Source organism: Novosphingobium sp. P6W, assembly GCF_000876675.2.
Classification (GTDB): domain Bacteria; phylum Pseudomonadota; class Alphaproteobacteria; order Sphingomonadales; family Sphingomonadaceae; genus Novosphingobium.
Window position 1 is genome coordinate 1,632,475 of record NZ_CP030352.1, and the last position, 17,772, is coordinate 1,650,246.

Below are 17,772 nucleotides of genomic sequence, written 5' to 3' on the forward strand. Positions count from 1 at the left end.
GATCGGCGCGAACCGCATGATGCGGCGCTAACCAGCGCTTAACCGCCCGGTGAGACACTGCAGGAGAATCTACCGAGGGTGTAATGCCATGGCTTTCATCAAGGCCCTGATACCGGGAGCGCTGCTGACCTGGATCGTTTCGGGCGTATTGGGTTCCAACGGATCGCGCGGCGGAATGCTGGCGATCGAGCATGTCAGTTTGCAGGGATACGGGTTCCATTGGTCCTGGTCGCTGTTCCTGGCGGCAACCGGTCTGGCCTGGGCGATCTTTGCGATGCTGGATTCCTGAAACGAATTACGGTCCCACGGCTTGTTCGTGCATGGCTTTTCCTCCGCTTGACCGCATCGTCCTTACAATTCTGCTGGCGGGGTGCCTGTTTGTCGCTGGTCGGGCATGGCTGCACGACCATCCCCAGCACGATCCCTGGGCGCCCCTGACGCTTGACGCCGCTCCGGGCTGGGCAACGGAACGCAAGCTGGCCGCGCTACGTAGCGACAGGGCGCAGTGCCGCGCTTTCCTGCAACGCAGCGGTATCGGGGCGATAGCGCTTGCTCCGGCGGGCGAGGGCGCATGCCTCAGGGCCGATCGCAAGGCCCTTGCTGCCCCGGCCCACCTTGACGTTGCACTGCGCCCAGCGGGCGCTCAGGCAACTTGCAGCATAGATGCCGGACTGGCGTGGTGGCTGCGCCAAGGCGTCCAGCCGGCCGCGCAGGAAATCTTCGGACAGGCGGTAGTGCGGATCGAGCATCTGGGCACCGCAAACTGCCGCCGGATCGGCGGCGGCGACAAAGGCAACTGGAGCGAACATGCGCGCGGAAATGCGATCGACATAGCCGCGTTTGTTTTGGCCGATGGGCGGCGGGTGTCGGTATTGCGGGACTGGAAAGCCTCAGGACCTTCGGGCGAGGAAGCGGCCGCTTTCCTCCACATGGTGCGTGACAGTGCCTGTACGAGGTTCTCGACGGTGTTGTCGCCAGACTACAACGCAGCGCATGCGGATCATCTGCATCTGGACCAGGCAAGCCGCATCAGTGGCTGGAGCGCCTGCAGATAACCATTACGTTTGATGAATTTGCGCCTACAAAGAACGAGGCGAAAAATGGTGACCCCTACGAGAATCGAACTCGTGCTTCAGCCGTGAGAGGGCCGCGTCCTAACCGCTAGACGAAGGGGCCATTAGCCATTTTCGGTTTACCACACCATTCAGAAGAATGGTGACCCCTACGGGAATCGAACCCGTGCTTCAGCCGTGAAAGGGCCGCGTCCTAACCGCTAGACGAAGGGGCCATACCGGGTTGCGCCGGAGGCAGGACCGGCCCTCTACCGGGGGTCGGTAGAGTGGTCAATCCCTAGTTTGAGAAAAAATTCACATCGTGTTTTCAATCGCAGAAAGCAGCGTCGTCGAGGTGCAACTCCGCCTGAGGGCGGCTTCCCCAATCGTCGATCTTGGCGCGTCCTGCCAGCCATAGACGGCGCCCTTGCGAGGCATGGAGCAGGGCCTGCCCCATCTCGCTTTCCGCTGAACGGAACGCCATCGCCTTGAAACGGCCGCCGTCCGGGCCGGAGACGATCAGCCGCAAGTGGTCGGTTCCCACCACGTCGGCCTTCATGATGCGCACAGGGCCGACCGCAACGCGCGGGCCGGGCCAGCCCATGCCGTAGGGGCCGGCGCTTTCCAGCGTTTCGATCAGCGACGGGGTCAGGCCGCCGGGATTGAGCGCAAGATCGAGCAGCATAGACTGGCTGCTACTGGCGCGAGAGACATCTGCGGCGAGCCGCTCGTCCAGCCAGTCGGAGAGGGCATCGAGCTTTCCGGGAGCGATCGTCAGGCCGGCGGCCATGGCATGGCCGCCGCCGGCCACCAGCAGGTCCATTTCGCGCGCGGCGATGATCGCGGCGCCCAGGTCCACGCCCGAGATCGAGCGGCCCGATCCCTTGCCGTTACCGGCCTCGTCCGCGCCCATCGCGATAACGAGAGTGGGCTTGCCGGTCTTTTCCTTGATGCGGCCCGCCACGATGCCGATCACGCCGGGATGCCAGCCTTCGCCGGACACGACGATCACCGAGCGGTTGTGCTGGCGGTCCAGCTGCATCTCGGCCATCTCCTGCACCGCCTGCTCGATGCCCCGGCGCTCATCGTTGAGGCGGGAAAGCTGGGCGGCGATGTCCTTGGCCTCGTCGGGGTTTGTGGAAGTCAGAAGTCGCACGCCAAGAGTCGATTCGCCGACGCGCCCACCGGCATTGATGCGCGGCCCCAGCGCAAAGCCCAGATCGCTGCAAGAAGGCGCGCGGCCCAGCCGGCTGGCATCGATCAGGGCCGACATGCCGATATTGTCGCGCTTTGCCATGACCTTGAGGCCCTGCGCCACGAACGCGCGGTTGAGGCCGTGCAGCGCGGCGACATCTGCCACCGTGCCCAGCGCGACCAGGTCCAGCAGGGCGAACAGGTCCGGCTCGCGGCGGTTTGCGAAAAAGCCGCGCCCGCGCAGGGTGCGCACGGTCGCCACCGCGAGAAGGAAGGCGACGCCGACTGCCGCAAGGTGGCCGTGGGATGCCGCCAGTTCGTCCTCGTCGAGACGGTTGGGATTGACCAGCGCGGCGGCGCGGGGGAGCTGGGGTGAGCACTTGTGATGGTCGACCACGATCACGTCGACGCCGGCCTGGTGAGCCATCTCCAGCGCCTCGAACGCCATCGCGCCGCAATCTACGGTGACGATGAGGCTCGACCCTTCGCCCGCGATGCGCACCAGCGCCTCGCCGGAGGGGCCGTAGCCTTCGAGGAGGCGGTCGGGGATGTAGTAGCGTCCTTCCTGTCCCAGGTCGCGCAGGAGCAGCAGGAGCAGGGCGGCGCTGGTGGCCCCGTCGACGTCGTAGTCGCCGTATACGGTGACTGTCTCGCCGGCCATCACCGCCTGGGTAAGGCGGTCGGCGGCGGCGTCCATGTCGCGAAAAGCGGACGGGTCGGGCAAAAAGGCACGCAAGGAAGGATTGCGATGACGCGCCAGATCGTCACGCGCAACTCCGCGCGACAGCAGAAGCTGGGTGACGATGTCGTCCTCTAACCCGCCGGGACCGTCGCTCAGGTCCATGTTGCCACCGCGCCAGCGCCAGGCCTTGCCTGTCAGCGAGCGATCGATTCCAAAAACGGAAGCAGATCGTGATTCCATGGCCCGCGTTACTCTACGCCGTCCTCCGCGTGAAGGGCCGGGACCGGGGCGCTCCCCGCATTTCGCAGCCGATCCAGAGACAATTTCATGTCGGCGAAGGTGGCATGCCGGGCGCTATCGGTGGCATGAAGGACGCTGGCAACAAGGGCTGCTGATTCTTGCTCGCGATTCTCTGGCACAGCCGTACCGGCGCCGCGCGCGCCATGGCCGAGGCGATCTACGCCGGAGCGGGCAATCACGCGCGGCTGATCGCGGCAGACGATGCCGTGCCTGACGATCTGCTTGCGGCTGACGGCTATGTCTTTGTCTGCCCGGAAAACCTGGGCTCGATGACCGGCATGATGAAAGAGATGTTCGATCGGTGTTACTATCCGCTGCTGGGCCGGATCGAGGGGCGCCCTTATGCGACGGCCATTGCGGCAGGATCGGACGGGCGCGGTGCGCAGGCTCAGATCGACCGTATCGTCACCGGCTGGCGTCTGCGGCGCGTGACGGAGCCGCTGATAGTCAATCTGGGCGCGCAGGAGCCTGCTGCGATACTGGCGCAAAAGCACGTACCGCAAAATCGGGTGAAGGATTGCATGGATATGGGTGTGGGGCTGGCAGAAGGGCTTGCGCTCGGCATATTCTGAAGGGGGAATCTCAGTGGTAAACGGACTCGACGCCGGGCCGCGAATGGTGCCTATTCATCCGCGCGAGACACTAAAGCTGGAGCCTAAGGCGTTGCCCCATACCTTTCAGCAAAGCGGCGCCGGGCAACTGGCCGATGCCGCAGGTGCAGGCCTGTCCCTGCTGTTCCAAGCCGGGACAAGGCCCGGAGCGCAGGACGTCGCGCGGCTCATCGAATCCTCGCACGCAGCGGGGTTGTTGGCCCGGGTAAGCCATATGCCCGAGCCTGAGGAGGGCTGGCTGGAACTTCTGGCCAGCGGCCTGACGTTCGACATGCGCGGCCTTGCACCGGCGCGTCCGGCACCAGTTACCGCGCCTGGCTACAAGTTCGGCTTCGAGGACAAGGACGGCACGGACGGCGTGTTCGAGGCCGTCGAACTCCTGCCTTCCGGCCACATCGCCGCAGGGGGCAGGTTGCAGCCGGTACTGCGTACAATGATGGGGCTGGCCGCCGATCTTGCGCTCAATTTGCCGGTGGCGGGCGTCGCGTGGGGGCCCGCACAGACCTTGATGGAACCTCGTTACTTCTCGCGCATGGTGCTGAGCTGGCTATCGGGCGGCGCTTTTCCGGCGCTTGGCTTGACCGCGCTGGTGCGCGGGACCGACGGTAGCATCGCCAGCCAGGGCCTCGCCCATTTCACCGGGCAGGAGATGCAGATTGAGGGCAGGGCAGGGGAAAACCCCGCCGATACCGTAAAACTCGCGATCCGGGTGGTGGACCATCTTGTACGGCAGGGGCGCATTGCGGAGCCTCTGCGGATCGGGACCGGTCCCGGCGCACTGCTGCTCGAACCATCGCAAGTAGGCAAGCTGGTGCTGGTCTGGAGAGAGGCTCTGTAGGCTTCCCGGGGATTAGGGGCTGAGGTCCCACCTTTCTTTTCGCGCCGTCAATCGCAATGACCGGCCGGGCTACGACCCCGGATTGCAGCGCCATCACCTTCTGCCTCGTCAATTGCTCGGTAATGGCGCTTTTGCTCGTATGTTCGCGAACATCGGCGGCGAACGCTATCTCTTCGAAGATTTTCGCGGGAATGGCCTTCTGCTCCCTTGTGACGAGCTGGCGGCGCTGCGCATGGGCCTGCCTCTGCACCGGGGGCCGCATCGGCTTTACAGCCAGTTGGTGATCGAGCGGGTGGGGCAGATCGAGGCGGCATGGTCGGCGATGCGCGCTGCCGACCCGGCCGGTGCAGCGCTGCAGGCGCATATGCGGCTCGACCTGCTACAGCGCGCTCTACGGCGATATCTGCTCGACGGGCGGCGCCGCCGGTTACGACTGAACCAGCGCGACCCGCTGGGCGCGGGCGTCGACTTCACCGAACTCGATGCAATGGCCGATGCCCTTTGGGGTTCGACCCGTGCGGTAGTCGCGCCGGGCGTCGTGCTGGTTCAGCCCACGGCGGCGCTCATGCCGGTGCGGACGCGCAATTCGTCCTTTGCCGACTGATACTGCGCCGCCAGCGTGGCCACCCGGTCTGCAACCGGCTCTATGGCGTGAACGGCGGCAATGCCCTGTCCTGCGCCCCAGATATCCTTCCAGGCCTTGGCGTCCATGTTGCCGCCGGATGCGAAGCTCATCTGGCTCTTGTCACCGTCGGGCAGGTTGTCCGGGTCCATGCCGGCCGCGACGATGGAGGGGCGCAGGTAATTGCCATGGACCCCGGTGAACAAGTTGGAATTGACGATGTCGGCCGCCGCTCCCTCGACGATGGCCTGCTTGTAGGCGTCGACGGCATTGGCTTCGGGCGTGGCGATCCAGGGCGTACCGATATAGGCGAAGTCCGCCCCCATGGCCTGCGCTGCCAGGATCGACCGGCCGCAGGCGATCGCGCCCGAGAGGGCCACCGGCCCGTCGAACCAGGCGCGGATCTCCTGCATCAGCGCGAACGGCGATTGCAGCCCGGCATGGCCCCCCGCTCCGGCGGCGACGGCGATGAGGCCGTCAGCGCCCTTGGCAACGGCCTTGCGGGCGAAGGTATCGTCGATGACGTCGTGCAGCACCTTGCCGCCCCAGCCGTGGACGGCAGCGTTCACATCCTCGCGTGCGCCAAGCGAGGTGATTACCAGCGGCACCTTCCACTTTTCCAAAAGGGCGAGGTCTTCCTCAAGCCGGTTGTTGGTGCGGTGAACGATCAGGTTGACGGCGAAGGGGACGTTGCTCTCCTGCGTCGCCTCGGTGATCTGATGCAGCCATTCATCGAGCTGGCTTGCCGGCCGGGCGTTAAGCGCGGGGAAGCTGCCGACCACGCCGGCGCGAACCTGCGCGATCACCAGATCCGGGTTCGAGACGATGAACATGGGGGCCGCGATCACGGGAAGGCGCAGCGACTGGAACAGCGCGGGCAGGGGCATCTCGTCTCCGTTTAATCGTTCGATTAAATTCGGGCATAATCGCGCGGGCGGCGCCTGTCGAGAGAAAGCCGGCATACCGCCACGGCGTTGACGTTGGCTGGCAGCGCAAAGGGGCGTGACCTCATCGGACGGCTGAAATAGACACCACTGTCTATTAGTGGTGGCCGCACTGATGCGGCACCGTATCGGAAAGAGGATCATCCACAATGTCGGAAGTGGCGCAGCAGGAGTTCGATTGTTCGGACATCGACCAGTACCTCGGTAAAGTGATCGACAGTTCGCCGATCCGCGAGCCGCTTGGCAACAACGACATCCGCCGCTGGGTCCAGGCAATGCACTACCCCAACCTTGCGCACTTCGACCCGGCCTATGCCGCCGCCAGCCGCTGGGGCAAGCTGGTCGCGCCGCAGAGCTTCCCGATCGTGATGGACGACAGCCACGGCACGTCGTCCTCGTGCATGGGCCGCATTGCCGAATCGCACCTGCTGTTCGGCGGGGACGAGTTCTGGCACTATGGCCCGCGCGTATTCGGCGGCGATGTGATCAGCAACGAGCGCATCCCTTACGACTATGCCGTCAAGCAGACCGGGTTTGGCCCCACCTGCTTCCAGCGCGGCGATAACTATTACCGCAACCAGAACGGCGAACTGATCGCCAAGCAGCGCTCGACCGCGATCCGCTACCGCGCGGCGGCGGGCGGAGATACCGTCAACACCGCCGAGTTCGACGAGCCGGACTGGACCGACGCGGAACTGGCCCAGCTGGAGGAGCGCAAGTTCGCCTGGGTGCAGATGCTGCACGATCTGGGGCACGGCGAGCGTTGGTGGGACGACGTCAGCGTGGGCGACCAGCTGCCGGAGCGCGTGTTCGGGCCCCATACCGTCGCCAGCTTCGCCACCGAATGGCGCTCGTACCTCTTCACCGTCTGGGGCACGCTCGACCGGCGCCAGATCGATCTGGAGGCGCTGGGTTTCACCAAGGAAATGGCGGGGCATGAGAACGATCCGGTGATGGAGCGGATCAATCCCGCCATCACGGACGGCGCCTACTACGGCCCTTCACGCGGACATCTGTTCCCCAAATACGCCCGCAAGATCGGCATGCCGCGCGCTTATGGCTACGGCGCCTCGATGGGAGCATGGGTGACGGACTATCTTGCCGGGTGGGCAGGAGAATGGGGCATGGTGGTTCACTCGACCGCTAATTACCGCGGGCCTGCGCTTTCGGGCGACGTCACGATCCAGACCGCCGAAGTCGTCGACAAGATGATCGATGACGAAGGGCGTCATATCATTCAGGTCAAGCACCTCATGCAGAACCAGAAGGGCGTGAAGATGTGCCTGGGTCTCGCCGAGATCGAGCTGCCCAAGAAGCCGGGTTGATCGCGGCACGCACACCATGAACGAAAAAGGGGCGCTTCGAGGCGTCCCTTTTTTATGCGATATCCTGCTGCCGGTCAGGCGCGGTGAGGAGCAATCACCTTGCGCTCGTACAGGCCAACAAGGGCCAGCGCGGTCAGGGCGACCATCACGCCCAGGATCATGTCGATCAGGTAATGCGTACCTTCGACCGGGGTAGACAGCAGCATGGCTGCGTTGATGACTGTGACTGGCCAACGCAGGGAAGGACAGCGCCAACCCGCAGCGATGTAGAGCACCGCGGCTGCCGTGTGAAAGCTGGGCGCGGACACGATGCCGCGCAACTGTCCCAGGTCGACGATGTGAACGCTATGCGCCCGCAGCGCCGGGAGAAGGCCGGACTGCCAAAGCTCGCTTTCGGGCATGTAGCGGATCTGCTCATGCCAGAGATGCGAAAAAGGTCCGACCGCCGGCATCAGCGTAAAGGCGGCCAGCGTGATGATCGAGGCCACCCAGAACCCGGCGATGAACCTGTAGGCGCGCTCATGCTGTCCGGACCGGGCGGCGGACCACAGCAGCAGTATCGGGGTCAGGTAGATGCTGCGGTAGGCGATAGTGCCCAGCGCCTGCAGCACGGGATGGTCGGCGACGAGGCGGTACCAATCGAGCCAGTCGAAGCCCATGGCCTCGTCGATGGCCTGTAAGGTAACGTCGGCATAGCCGTGCGTGAGAGCGGCGACGGGGTAGCTTGCGGATGCCCCCATCAGCGTGACGATCGTGAATATTCCGACGTATTCGCTGAAATGGGCCACTGGGGCGGCATGGCGCCATGTGGTGCGCGGCAATCCGAATCGTAGTGCCAGCGCAATCAGACCCGCAGCGTAGAAGGGTACGTTACCCTGTCCCAGCGGATTGATATGCAGCTGCGCCAGATGGAGCAGGGTGGACAGCAGTGCCAGGCTCAGCAGCAGGGCGATCAGCAGATGACGCCGGATCAAGGGGCCGGACTGGCGTACGGCGACCAGTGCGGGCGTCAGGATCTCGGGGTGATTCGTCTGCCCGGCAGCCACTGCCGTGGCTGTCGTGGCCCAGGATGGCCGCATCGATGGCATTGCATGATATCCAGAAGGGTATGTTGGAGGCCGATGCGGCAGGAAAGACGACGTAGAGCCCGAATCCCGGTTAAGCTCGGATGAACGCGATAGCGGGAGGCGGGGTATTTTGTCACGCATTCCGCGCGTCCATGGTCGAGATGTAATCGGGATCGCAGCCGTGATCCAAAATCGGCGATCAACACTCGCCTGAGCGAAAAAAGGGCCCGGCCTTATCCAGCCGAACCCTTGTTTCGATACAATTTCCTTAAAATCCTCAGACCGCGTTGGCGGCGCTCAGCACGGCGCGGACGCTGGCTGTGGCGACGTCCTCGTCGATGCCCACGCCCCATACGGTGCGGCCGTCCGGCAGCACGCATTCGACATAGGCAGCCGCGCGTGCATCGGTGCTCTTGCCCATCGAGTGCTCGGCATAGTCACGCACGTCGAGGTGTACGCCGAAGCTCTCGGCAATCGTCGCCGTAACGGACGAGATCAACCCGTTGCCCTTGCCCGAAACCGACTGCTCCTTGCCGTCTACGCCGATCTTGCCGGCGAAGACACGCGCACCATCGGCAGCGCGGCCTTCGTCCCAGTCGTTCAACTGGAAGCGCTGCCCGTCCTCGAGGCGGTAGGCTTTCTGGAACACGTTCCAGATATCGGCAGCCTGCAGTTCGCGGCCCAGTTCGTCGGCCAGTTCCTGGACGTGCTTGGAGAAGTGCGCCTGCATCCGCTTGGGCAGCTTCAGGCCCTGGTCCTGCTCGATCACCCAGGCGAAACCGCCCTTGCCGGACTGCGAGTTGACGCGGATCACCGCCTCGTAGTCACGGCCCAGGTCTGCCGGGTCGATGGGCAGGTAGGGCACGGCCCACATTTCGTCATTGCGCGTTTCCTGCGCGGCGAAGCCCTTCTTGATCGCATCCTGGTGCGAACCGGAGAACGCGGTGAAGACCAGTTCGCCGCCGTAAGGATGACGCTCCGCTACCTTGAGCTGGTTGCAGTATTCGACCGTCTGGATCACGTCGTCGATGTTCGAGAAGTCCAGCTCGGGATCGACGCCTTGCGTGTACATATTCAGCGCCACGGTTACGAGGCAGCAGTTGCCGGTACGCTCGCCGTTGCCGAACAGGCAGCCTTCGACGCGGTCGGCGCCGGCCATCAGGCCCAGTTCCGCTGCCGCCACGCCGGTGCCCCGGTCGTTATGGGTGTGCAGCGAAATCACCGCGCTCTCGCGATTGGGCAGGTTGCGGCAGAAATACTCGATCTGATCGGCGTAGATGTTGGGCGTCGCGGCCTCAACCGTCGCCGGCAGGTTGAGGATGATCGGGTTTTCCGGCGTAGGCTGGAGAATGTTCATCACCGCCTCGCAGCACTCGATCGAGAAATCGAGTTCAGCGGTCGAGAAGGTTTCGGGGCTATACTCGAAGTGCCACTTGGTTTGCGGATGCTTCGCCGCCTGATCGCGCATGGCCTTGGCGCCGTTTTCCGCGATCGCACGGATTTCGTGCTTTTCCATGCCGAACACGACCGTTCGCCACAGCGGAGAAACCGCATTGTAGAGGTGGACGATCGCGGCGTGGACACCGGCCAGGCTCTCGAACGTGCGCTCGATCAGGTCGGCGCGCGACTGCGTCAGCACCTGCACCAGCACGTCCTCGGGAATGCGCTTGTCGTCGACCAGGCCGCGAATGAAATCGAACTCGGTCGCGCCAGCGCTGGGGAAACCGACTTCGATTTCCTTGAGGCCGACCTTGACCAGCAGGTCGAAGAAGCGGGTCTTCTTTTCTGCGCCCATCGGGTCGATCAGAGCCTGGTTACCGTCGCGCAGATCGGTCGAAAGCCAGCGCGGGGCCTTGGTGATGACCTGCGAGGGCCACTGACGGTTTTCCAACTGGATCTGCGGGAAAGGGCGATACTTGACCGAAGGGTCTTTCAGCATAGTCATGGATTTAACTCGCTCGGATAATTCGTCTGCAATTTCAGGTGAGGTCGTCAGGTCCCTTGAGCGCCGAGCGCGTCGCAGGTCGACGCGTCACCTCACGCCCAAGGGCGGATAAGTCGCAGGGTAAGGCCGAGACGGAGAGTCATGCCGTTGCCTATGGGCATAGGCAACGGTCATGTAAAGGGGGTTTGAGGCCTGACCTGCTCAGGTGCAGCGCAAGCCCTTGATGATGCCGTTCGCATCGAGGTCGATATTCAGGCGGTCCGGTCGGTAGTCCATCGTCACCATCGAATCGGGATGAAGGACCCGGACCGGCTTGTCGCCGCGCCATGCAGTGATCGCGGCGATGACATCGTCGCTGGCCTTTCGGCCGATGTAGCCGCCAAGCTGGTCGGCGCCGCAGCTTGGCTCCATCGCGGCGGCGGGGGGCGGTACGTTTTCGGGAGGGGGCGTTTGCGCGCTGCAGGCACTGAGCATAGTAGCCAATACGGCGGGCAGGGCGAAAATCTTGGTACGGGACATGGCGCTCTCCTTGCCGCTGCCCCTAGATTAGCGAAACTGAACGCAGGTGCAACGCGCCTACTGTCCGCACTCACTGAACACCGTATGCATCTGCATTCCGTTGTGATCGTAAAGCGGGAAGCGGCGCGACGATCGGCAATGGCTGAGATAATCGTCTACCATGGCTACGTTGGTCTCGTTTAGAGGGCGGGAAACGAGCGGGATCTGCGCCACCACGGTTTCGGGCCGGGCGTCCAGGATGCGGTGCATCTCTTTCACTTCGTCCAAGCCGGTCCATTCGCGCCCCTCGAACAGGTGCGGTGAAAAGGCCAGCGGGCTCAGGGGATCGGCGCCGATCTTGGAATAGAGGTAGTTCGATCCACCCCATACCAGCAGGCGCTTGTGCGGCGTGACTGCCAGCAGGTGGTCGACCAGGGCCTGCGATGCGCCGCGTGCCCGCCAGCGGTCGCCGACATGGAACGTGCCGGCGAGGACGAGGCTCAGCCCGATGATGGCCACCAGACCCGGCCAGACCGGACGCCGATGGGCGAAGTAACCCGCACACAGGATCGCCAGAGGCGCCAGGGCGGACTGTGCGTAATGGACATAAAGGTTCGGGAACGTGAAGATCAGTGTCAGCGCGACCAGACCCCAGAGCGCGACGATGCGGATGATGGCAAGCCGCTCTGGCGGCCCGCCGCGCATGGCGTGCACGCCCATGCCGGCGAAGACCAGCGGAATGCCGAGCATCCCGGCCATCACAAAAATCGACTTCACGCGAATTATCTGGTCGGCATAGCCACGCTGGAAATTTGAGGTGACCATCGCGTTCCACAGATCGGGGAAGTGGCCGTTGGCCCAGTAGAACAGTCCGGCCGCCAGCATCGGCAAGGCTCCGGCCAGCGCCAGAATAGCAGCACGCCAGGCGATCGATAGCGGCGTGCAGCCCGCGCGTGCGAGGATGACTATCACGGTGATGCCAAGCATCGTGCCTTCGAAGACGACCGCCTGCTTGATCGCGATGGCGAGCCCTGCGCAGAAGAAGCCGAGCACGAGGCCGCCGTCGATCCGCCCCTTCGCGAGAAGTGCAAATCGCGAAACGAGCAACCAGACTGCGGCGATCAGCAGGCTGTTGAAGAATACGCCTGCTTCGAGATTATCGCCTTCGAAGCGGCTGAGCAGGGCAAGGTAGGAAATTCCCGCCAGCATGGCGCTACCCGGCGTGGCGATCAGCCGGGCAATCCGGTTGACGCCGTAAGCGCCAAGCGCAGCAGAGAGGGTGGCTGCCAATTGATAAGCCAGCATGGTCGGCGAGACCAGGGCGACAAGCGTGAAGATCAGATAGAGCAGGGGACCCTTGCGGTCCCAGATGTCGACGTAGAGCAGATCGCCGTGCAGGATACGCTCACCGACGAGCGCATAGAACTGATCGTCGACGCTGAAATTCCACTCGCCATAGGCGGGAGAGCGAATCAGCACGGCGAAGGTGATCAGGCAGGCAAACTGCGCGAGACGGCTGACTTCGAGTTTGCGTAGGTAATTCGCCCACACATTGAACCCGAATGCCGGACCAGTGTCCCGCGTCATCGTCGCTGTCGTCATCGTGCCCCTCGCATCTACGCATGGGGCTTTACCCGGGGTACGGTTAATAAACCGGAAAGCAAAGGGGCGCCGCCGGTTTCCCGGAGACGCCCCTTTTGTAACATCAGAGGCCGTTTTAGCCTTCGACGTGCTCTGCGAGCACGGTCAGGCCAGCATCGCCCACTTCGGCGAAACCGCCGGTGATGCGGATTTCCTCAGGCGCGCCGTTCTCGGTCCTGTAGACCTTGAGCGCACCGTCCTTGATCGTCGACATGAAGGGCGCATGGCCCGCGAGCACGCCGAACTCGCCTTCCGTACCGGGGACGACCACCATGTGGACCTCCTCGGAACGAACCAGCTTCGCAGGCGTGACGAGTTCGAAGTGCAGGGGCATCAGATCAGGCTTCCTCAGCCAGCTTCTTGGCCTTGGCAACGGCTTCGTCGATGCCGCCGACCATGTAGAAGGCCGCTTCCGGGAGGTGGTCGTACTCACCGTCGACGACAGCCTTGAACGACTTCACGGTGTCTTCCAGCTGCACGAACTTGCCCGAGATGCCGGTGAACACTTCCGCGACGTGGAACGGCTGCGAAAGGAACTTCTGGATCTTGCGGGCGCGGGCGACGGTGAGCTTATCTTCTTCCGAAAGCTCGTCCATGCCCAGGATCGCGATGATGTCCTGCAGCGACTTGTACTTCTGTAGGGTTTCCTGGACGCGGCGGGCGGTCTGGTAGTGGACGTCGCCAACGACGCGCGGTTCGAGAACGCGCGAGGTTGAGTCGAGCGGATCGACCGCCGGGTAGATGCCCAGCTCCGAGATCGCGCGGTTCAGCGTGGTCGTCGCGTCAAGGTGGGCGAACGAGGCAGCCGGTGCAGGGTCGGTAAGATCGTCCGCGGGAACGTAGATCGCCTGAACCGAGGTGATCGAACCCTTGGTGGTCGAGGTGATGCGCTCCTGCAGCTGGCCCATGTCGGTCGACAGGGTCGGCTGATAGCCCACTGCCGACGGAATACGGCCGAGCAGAGCCGACACTTCGGCGCCGGCCTGGGTGAAGCGGAAGATGTTGTCGACGAAGAACAGGACGTCCTGGCCTTCCTGGTCGCGGAAGTACTCGGCCATGGTCAGGCCCGAGAGAGCGACGCGTGCGCGGGCGCCCGGGGGCTCGTTCATCTGGCCGAACACCAGCGCAACCTTGGAACCTTCCGAGGTGGCGTTGCCTTCGGCGTCCTTGGCGATAACGCCGGCGTCCAGGAATTCGTGGTAGAGGTCGTTGCCCTCGCGGGTACGCTCACCCACGCCTGCGAAGACAGAAACGCCGCCGTGGCCCTTGGCGATGTTGTTGATCAGTTCCTGAATGAGAACCGTCTTGCCCACGCCGGCGCCGCCGAACAGGCCGATCTTGCCGCCCTTTGCGTAAGGGGCGAGAAGGTCGATGACCTTGATGCCGGTGACCAGGATCGCCGCTTCGGTCGACTGCTCGATGAAGGGAGGAGCCTCGGCGTGGATCGGCGCGAACATGTCCGAGCCGATCGGGCCACGCTCGTCGATGGGATCACCAACGACGTTCATGATGCGGCCAAGCGTCTTGGGGCCGACCGGCACCGAGATCTGCTTACCGGTGCTGCGCACGGCGGCGCCGCGCGTCAGGCCGTCGGTGCCGTCCATGGCGATGGTGCGGACGGTGTTCTCACCCAGGTGCTGGGCGACTTCGAGGACCAGCTTCTGGCCGTTGTTCTCGGTCTCGAGAGCCGAGAGAATTGCGGGCAGTTCGCCTTCGAAGGTCACGTCGACGACAGCGCCGATGACCTGGCTGATCTTGCCGGTAGTGGTGAGGTTAAGCACGGGTGCGGTGGCCATTTTGATGTCCTTGCCTGCGGTTTCTTAGAGCGCTTCCGCGCCCGCGATAATTTCGACGAGTTCGGTGGTGATCGCAGCCTGACGGGTGCGGTTGTAGACGATGGTCAGCTTCTTGATAAGGTCACCCGCGTTACGGGTGGCGTTATCCATCGCCGTCATCGACGCACCCTGTTCGGATGCCGCGTTTTCCAGCAGCGCGCCGAAGAGCTGGGTCTTCAGGTAGCGCGGCAGCAGCGCGGCGAGGATTTCCTCCTCGTCGGGCTCGTATTCGGTGACGGCGTCAGTCGTCTGGGCAACCGCCTTGGGAGCGGGCACCGGGATGATCTGCTGATCCGTGGGTTCCTGCACGAGGGCCGAGCGGAACTTCGCGTAGAACAGGTGCGCCACGTCGAACTTGCCGGCTTCGTACATCGCGACCAGTTCGTCAGCAACGCGCTCGGCTTCGTTGAAGCCGGGATAGCGCACGTCCGAGGTGTCGAACATGTGAGCGATCTGGTCGGGGTATTCGCGCCGGATCACCGGGCGACCCTTGCGGCCAACGAGGTAGAACAGGACGGTCTTGCCCTGTGCTTCCAGTTCCTGCGCCTTGATGCGCGCGGCCTTGACGATGTTCGAGTTGAACGCACCGCACAGGCCCTTGTCGGAGTTGGCGACGACGAGCAGGTGCACCTTGTCGCTGCCGGTGCCGGCGAGCAACTTGGGGCTGTTCTCGGAGACCGTGATCTTCGAGGCGAGCGAGCCCATCACTTCTGCCAGACGCAGCGCGTAGGGACGCGCAGCCTCGGCAGCGGCCTGTGCCTTGCGCAGCTTGGCCGCGGCGACCATCTGCTTGGCCTTGGTGATCTTCTGGGTCGACTTGACCGAGTTGATGCGGCCCTTGAGTTCCTTGAGCGAAGCCACTCGTTGTTCCCCGATTACCGCCCCGGCCGTCCTGTCGGACAGGCCGGGGTATGGTTATTTACTTAAGCAAACTGCTTGGCGAAGGCGTCGAGCGCGGCCTTGGCCTTGCTCTTTGCTTCGTCGCCGAAGTCCTTGGTGGTGCGGATCAGCGCCAGGACGTCGGCATGTTCGCTGTGCATGTAGGTGAGCATCTCGGCCTCGTAGGTCGTGACCTTGTCCACCGGAAGCGCGTCGAGGTAGCCGTTGGTGCCGGCGAAGATCGACAGCGTCTGCTCTTCGAATGCGAGCGGCGAGAACTGCTTCTGCTTGAGCAGTTCAGTCAGGCGCGCGCCGCGGTTGAGCAGCTTCTGGGTCGAGGCGTCGAGGTCCGAACCAAACTGCGCGAAGGCAGCCATTTCGCGGTACTGGGCCAGCTCCAGCTTGATCGAGCCGGCGACCTTCTTCATCGCCTTGGTCTGGGCTGCACCGCCGACGCGCGACACCGACAGACCCACGTTGATGGCCGGACGGATGCCCTGGTAGAACAGGCCGGTCTCAAGGAAGATCTGGCCGTCGGTGATCGAGATCACGTTGGTCGGGATGTAGGCCGAAACGTCGCCCGCCTGGGTTTCGATGATCGGCAGGGCGGTCAGCGAACCTGCGCCCTGTTCGTCGTTCATCTTCGCGGCGCGCTCAAGCAGGCGGCTGTGGAGATAGAACACGTCGCCGGGGTATGCTTCGCGGCCCGGAGGACGACGCAGCAGCAGCGACATCTGGCGGTAGGCGACGGCCTGCTTGGAAAGGTCGTCGTACACGATGACGGCGTGCATCGCGTTGTCGCGGAAGAATTCGCCCATCGCGGCACCGGTGTAGGGCGCGAGGTACTGCAGCGGAGCGGGCTCCGAAGCGGTTGCGGCGATGACGATGGAGTACTCCATCGCGCCGTTTTCTTCCAGCTGACGCACGATCTGCGCGACAGTCGAGCGCTTCTGGCCGACGGCGACGTAGATGCAGTAGAGCTTCTTGCTCTCGTCCGTGCCGGCGTTCGCTTCCTTCTGGTTGATGAAGGTGTCGATCGCGACGGCGGTCTTGCCGGTCTGGCGGTCACCGATGATCAGTTCGCGCTGGCCGCGGCCGACGGGAACGAGGGCGTCGATGGCCTTGAGGCCGGTCTGCACGGGTTCGTGCACCGACTTGCGCGGGATGATGCCGGGAGCCTTGGCTTCGACGCGGGCGCGCTTTTCAGCGACGATCGGGCCCTTGCCGTCGATCGGGTTGCCCAGCGCGTCGACGACGCGGCCCAGCAGACCCTTGCCGACGGGAACGTCGACGATGGTGCCGGTGCGCTTGACGACGTCACCTTCCTTGATCTCGGCGTCCGAGCCGAAGATCACGACGCCGACGTTGTCGGCCTCGAGGTTGAGGGCCATGCCCTGAACGCCGTTCGAGAACTCGACCATTTCGCCGGCCTGAACGTTGTCGAGGCCGTGGATGCGGGCGATGCCGTCGCCGACCGACAGAACCGAACCAACTTCCGAAACCTGGGCCTCGGTGCCGAAGCTGGCGATCTGGTCCTTGATGACCTTCGAGATTTCTGCTGCGCGGATATCCATTGTTCTGCCTTTCTTAGCCCTTCATGGCCTGGGCGAGCGAATTGAGACGGGTGCGGATCGAGCTGTCGATTCGCTTGGACCCGATGGTGACGACGAGACCGCCGAGGAGGTCCGGGTCGACGCTGGTCTTGATTTTGACGGTACGGCCTTCGCGCGCTTCCAGCTTGCCGCGCAGCTGCTCAACCTGTTCGTCGGTCAGTGCGTGGGCGGAAGTGACTTGCGCGGTTGCCTCGCCGCGCTGGGCGGCGGCGATCGCGGCGAAAGCGCTGATGATCTGGGGAAGGGCAGAAAGGCGGCGGTTGTTAGCCAGCACGCCGACGAAGTTTTTCGTCAGCGGCGACAGGCCTAGAACGCCGGCCACGCCGTCCATCGCAGCAGCGGCCGCAGTGCGGCTGACCTGCGGATTGCGAATCAGGCCGGCGAAATCCGGGCTTTCCTTGATCGCCTGACCGATCGCCTCGAGGTCGTTCTCGACCGCCGAGATGGCGCCGTTTTCGCTAGCAAGATCAAACAGCGCCGAAGCGTAGCGACCTTGCAAGCTGGCTTTGATGCCCCCGGAATTCTCCACGCGCGTCCTATCCTTACATCGAGTGGGCGGGCCACTTGGGGCGCATAGCAACAGCGTGCTCCCCCAGCCCGCAGACGGGGCGCGCATAGCGACGATACTGTCATGATGCAAGGTGCCCCTTGGTCACTGGGGACAAACGACAGGTCTCCGGTTTAAAAGCAACAGGCGGGAAGCCTCTGGAATCCGGGCGGTGCAAT

General features: G+C 63.9%; 17 protein-coding genes and 2 tRNA genes. 6 read left to right on the top strand and 13 right to left on the bottom strand.

The window, feature by feature from the left end; genetic code table 11:
• Positions 1-88 precede the first annotated feature (88 nt).
• Both TQ38_RS07880 and TQ38_RS07885 read left to right on the top strand, forming a co-directional pair.
• Complete coding sequence (locus tag TQ38_RS07880; protein WP_043975277.1) at positions 89-289, top strand: hypothetical protein; 201 nt, start codon at positions 89-91, stop codon at positions 287-289.
• A 31-nt stretch (positions 290-320) separates the two neighbouring features.
• Positions 321-1,055 carry an extensin family protein gene (locus TQ38_RS07885; protein WP_043975276.1) on the top strand — a complete coding sequence of 245 codons (735 nt, stop codon included), beginning with the start codon at positions 321-323 and terminating at the stop codon, positions 1,053-1,055.
• Between the two features lie 46 nt (positions 1,056-1,101).
• Here the strand turns inward: TQ38_RS07885 and TQ38_RS07890 are convergent.
• The 3 genes from TQ38_RS07890 to recJ all read right to left on the bottom strand — a co-directional run bounded on the left by TQ38_RS07890 (position 1,102) and on the right by recJ (position 3,168).
• Positions 1,102-1,176, bottom strand: a tRNA-Glu gene (locus TQ38_RS07890).
• Positions 1,177-1,213: 37 nt separating this feature from the next.
• Positions 1,214-1,288, bottom strand: a tRNA-Glu gene (locus TQ38_RS07895).
• A gap of 92 nt (positions 1,289-1,380) precedes the next feature.
• Entirely contained in the window at positions 1,381-3,168 is a 1,788-nt protein-coding gene (recJ, locus tag TQ38_RS07900; protein WP_043975275.1) for a single-stranded-DNA-specific exonuclease RecJ, read from the bottom strand.
• Positions 3,169-3,371: 203 nt separating this feature from the next.
• On the opposite strand from recJ, the gene TQ38_RS07905 reads away from it, so the two are divergent.
• The 3 genes from TQ38_RS07905 to TQ38_RS07915 all read left to right on the top strand — a co-directional run bounded on the left by TQ38_RS07905 (position 3,372) and on the right by TQ38_RS07915 (position 5,281).
• On the top strand, positions 3,372-3,800 hold the full coding sequence (locus TQ38_RS07905; protein ID WP_043975434.1) for a flavodoxin family protein: 429 nt from the start codon (positions 3,372-3,374) through the stop codon (positions 3,798-3,800).
• A 91-nt stretch (positions 3,801-3,891) separates the two neighbouring features.
• Positions 3,892-4,677, top strand: a complete 786-nt coding sequence (locus tag TQ38_RS07910; RefSeq protein WP_043975433.1) for a hypothetical protein — start codon at positions 3,892-3,894, stop codon at positions 4,675-4,677.
• A gap of 19 nt (positions 4,678-4,696) precedes the next feature.
• Entirely contained in the window at positions 4,697-5,281 is a 585-nt protein-coding gene (locus TQ38_RS07915) for an AHH domain-containing protein (RefSeq protein WP_082057672.1), read from the top strand.
• Here the strand turns inward: TQ38_RS07915 and TQ38_RS07920 are convergent.
• Positions 5,224-6,186 (bottom strand): nitronate monooxygenase family protein, encoded by a 963-nt coding sequence (locus TQ38_RS07920; protein ID WP_043975273.1) that lies wholly within the window; start codon positions 6,184-6,186, stop codon positions 5,224-5,226. The genes TQ38_RS07915 and TQ38_RS07920 overlap by 58 nt on opposite strands.
• A gap of 206 nt (positions 6,187-6,392) precedes the next feature.
• Here TQ38_RS07920 and TQ38_RS07925 point away from each other — a divergent pair, with 206 nt between their 5' ends.
• On the top strand, positions 6,393-7,568 hold the full coding sequence (locus TQ38_RS07925; protein WP_205316083.1) for a MaoC family dehydratase N-terminal domain-containing protein: 1,176 nt from the start codon (positions 6,393-6,395) through the stop codon (positions 7,566-7,568).
• Positions 7,569-7,642: 74 nt separating this feature from the next.
• Here TQ38_RS07925 and TQ38_RS07930 read toward each other — a convergent pair whose 3' ends face one another.
• The 9 genes from TQ38_RS07930 to TQ38_RS07970 form a co-directional block, all read right to left on the bottom strand.
• Positions 7,643-8,647 carry a phosphatase PAP2 family protein gene (locus TQ38_RS07930; RefSeq protein ID WP_240197994.1) on the bottom strand — a complete coding sequence of 335 codons (1,005 nt, stop codon included), beginning with the start codon at positions 8,645-8,647 and terminating at the stop codon, positions 7,643-7,645.
• Positions 8,648-8,912: 265 nt separating this feature from the next.
• Positions 8,913-10,580, bottom strand: a complete 1,668-nt coding sequence (leuA, locus tag TQ38_RS07935) for a 2-isopropylmalate synthase (protein ID WP_043975271.1) — start codon at positions 10,578-10,580, stop codon at positions 8,913-8,915.
• Positions 10,581-10,781: 201 nt separating this feature from the next.
• Positions 10,782-11,099: an I78 family peptidase inhibitor gene (locus TQ38_RS07940; protein WP_043975270.1), complete on the bottom strand. Its 318-nt coding sequence runs from the start codon at positions 11,097-11,099 to the stop codon at positions 10,782-10,784.
• A 57-nt stretch (positions 11,100-11,156) separates the two neighbouring features.
• On the bottom strand, positions 11,157-12,680 hold the full coding sequence (locus tag TQ38_RS07945) for a hypothetical protein (RefSeq protein WP_240197995.1): 1,524 nt from the start codon (positions 12,678-12,680) through the stop codon (positions 11,157-11,159).
• 115 nt (positions 12,681-12,795) lie between these two features.
• Positions 12,796-13,053, bottom strand: a complete 258-nt coding sequence (locus TQ38_RS07950) for an ATP synthase F1 subunit epsilon (RefSeq protein ID WP_043975269.1) — start codon at positions 13,051-13,053, stop codon at positions 12,796-12,798.
• A gap of 4 nt (positions 13,054-13,057) precedes the next feature.
• Positions 13,058-14,515 carry a F0F1 ATP synthase subunit beta gene (gene atpD / locus TQ38_RS07955; RefSeq protein ID WP_043975268.1) on the bottom strand — a complete coding sequence of 486 codons (1,458 nt, stop codon included), beginning with the start codon at positions 14,513-14,515 and terminating at the stop codon, positions 13,058-13,060.
• 24 nt (positions 14,516-14,539) lie between these two features.
• Positions 14,540-15,415 (bottom strand): F0F1 ATP synthase subunit gamma, encoded by an 876-nt coding sequence (locus TQ38_RS07960; RefSeq protein WP_043975267.1) that lies wholly within the window; start codon positions 15,413-15,415, stop codon positions 14,540-14,542.
• 62 nt (positions 15,416-15,477) lie between these two features.
• Entirely contained in the window at positions 15,478-17,007 is a 1,530-nt protein-coding gene (atpA, locus tag TQ38_RS07965; protein ID WP_043975266.1) for a F0F1 ATP synthase subunit alpha, read from the bottom strand.
• Positions 17,008-17,020: 13 nt separating this feature from the next.
• Positions 17,021-17,575: a F0F1 ATP synthase subunit delta gene (locus TQ38_RS07970; protein ID WP_043975265.1), complete on the bottom strand. Its 555-nt coding sequence runs from the start codon at positions 17,573-17,575 to the stop codon at positions 17,021-17,023.
• Positions 17,576-17,772 lie beyond the last annotated feature (197 nt).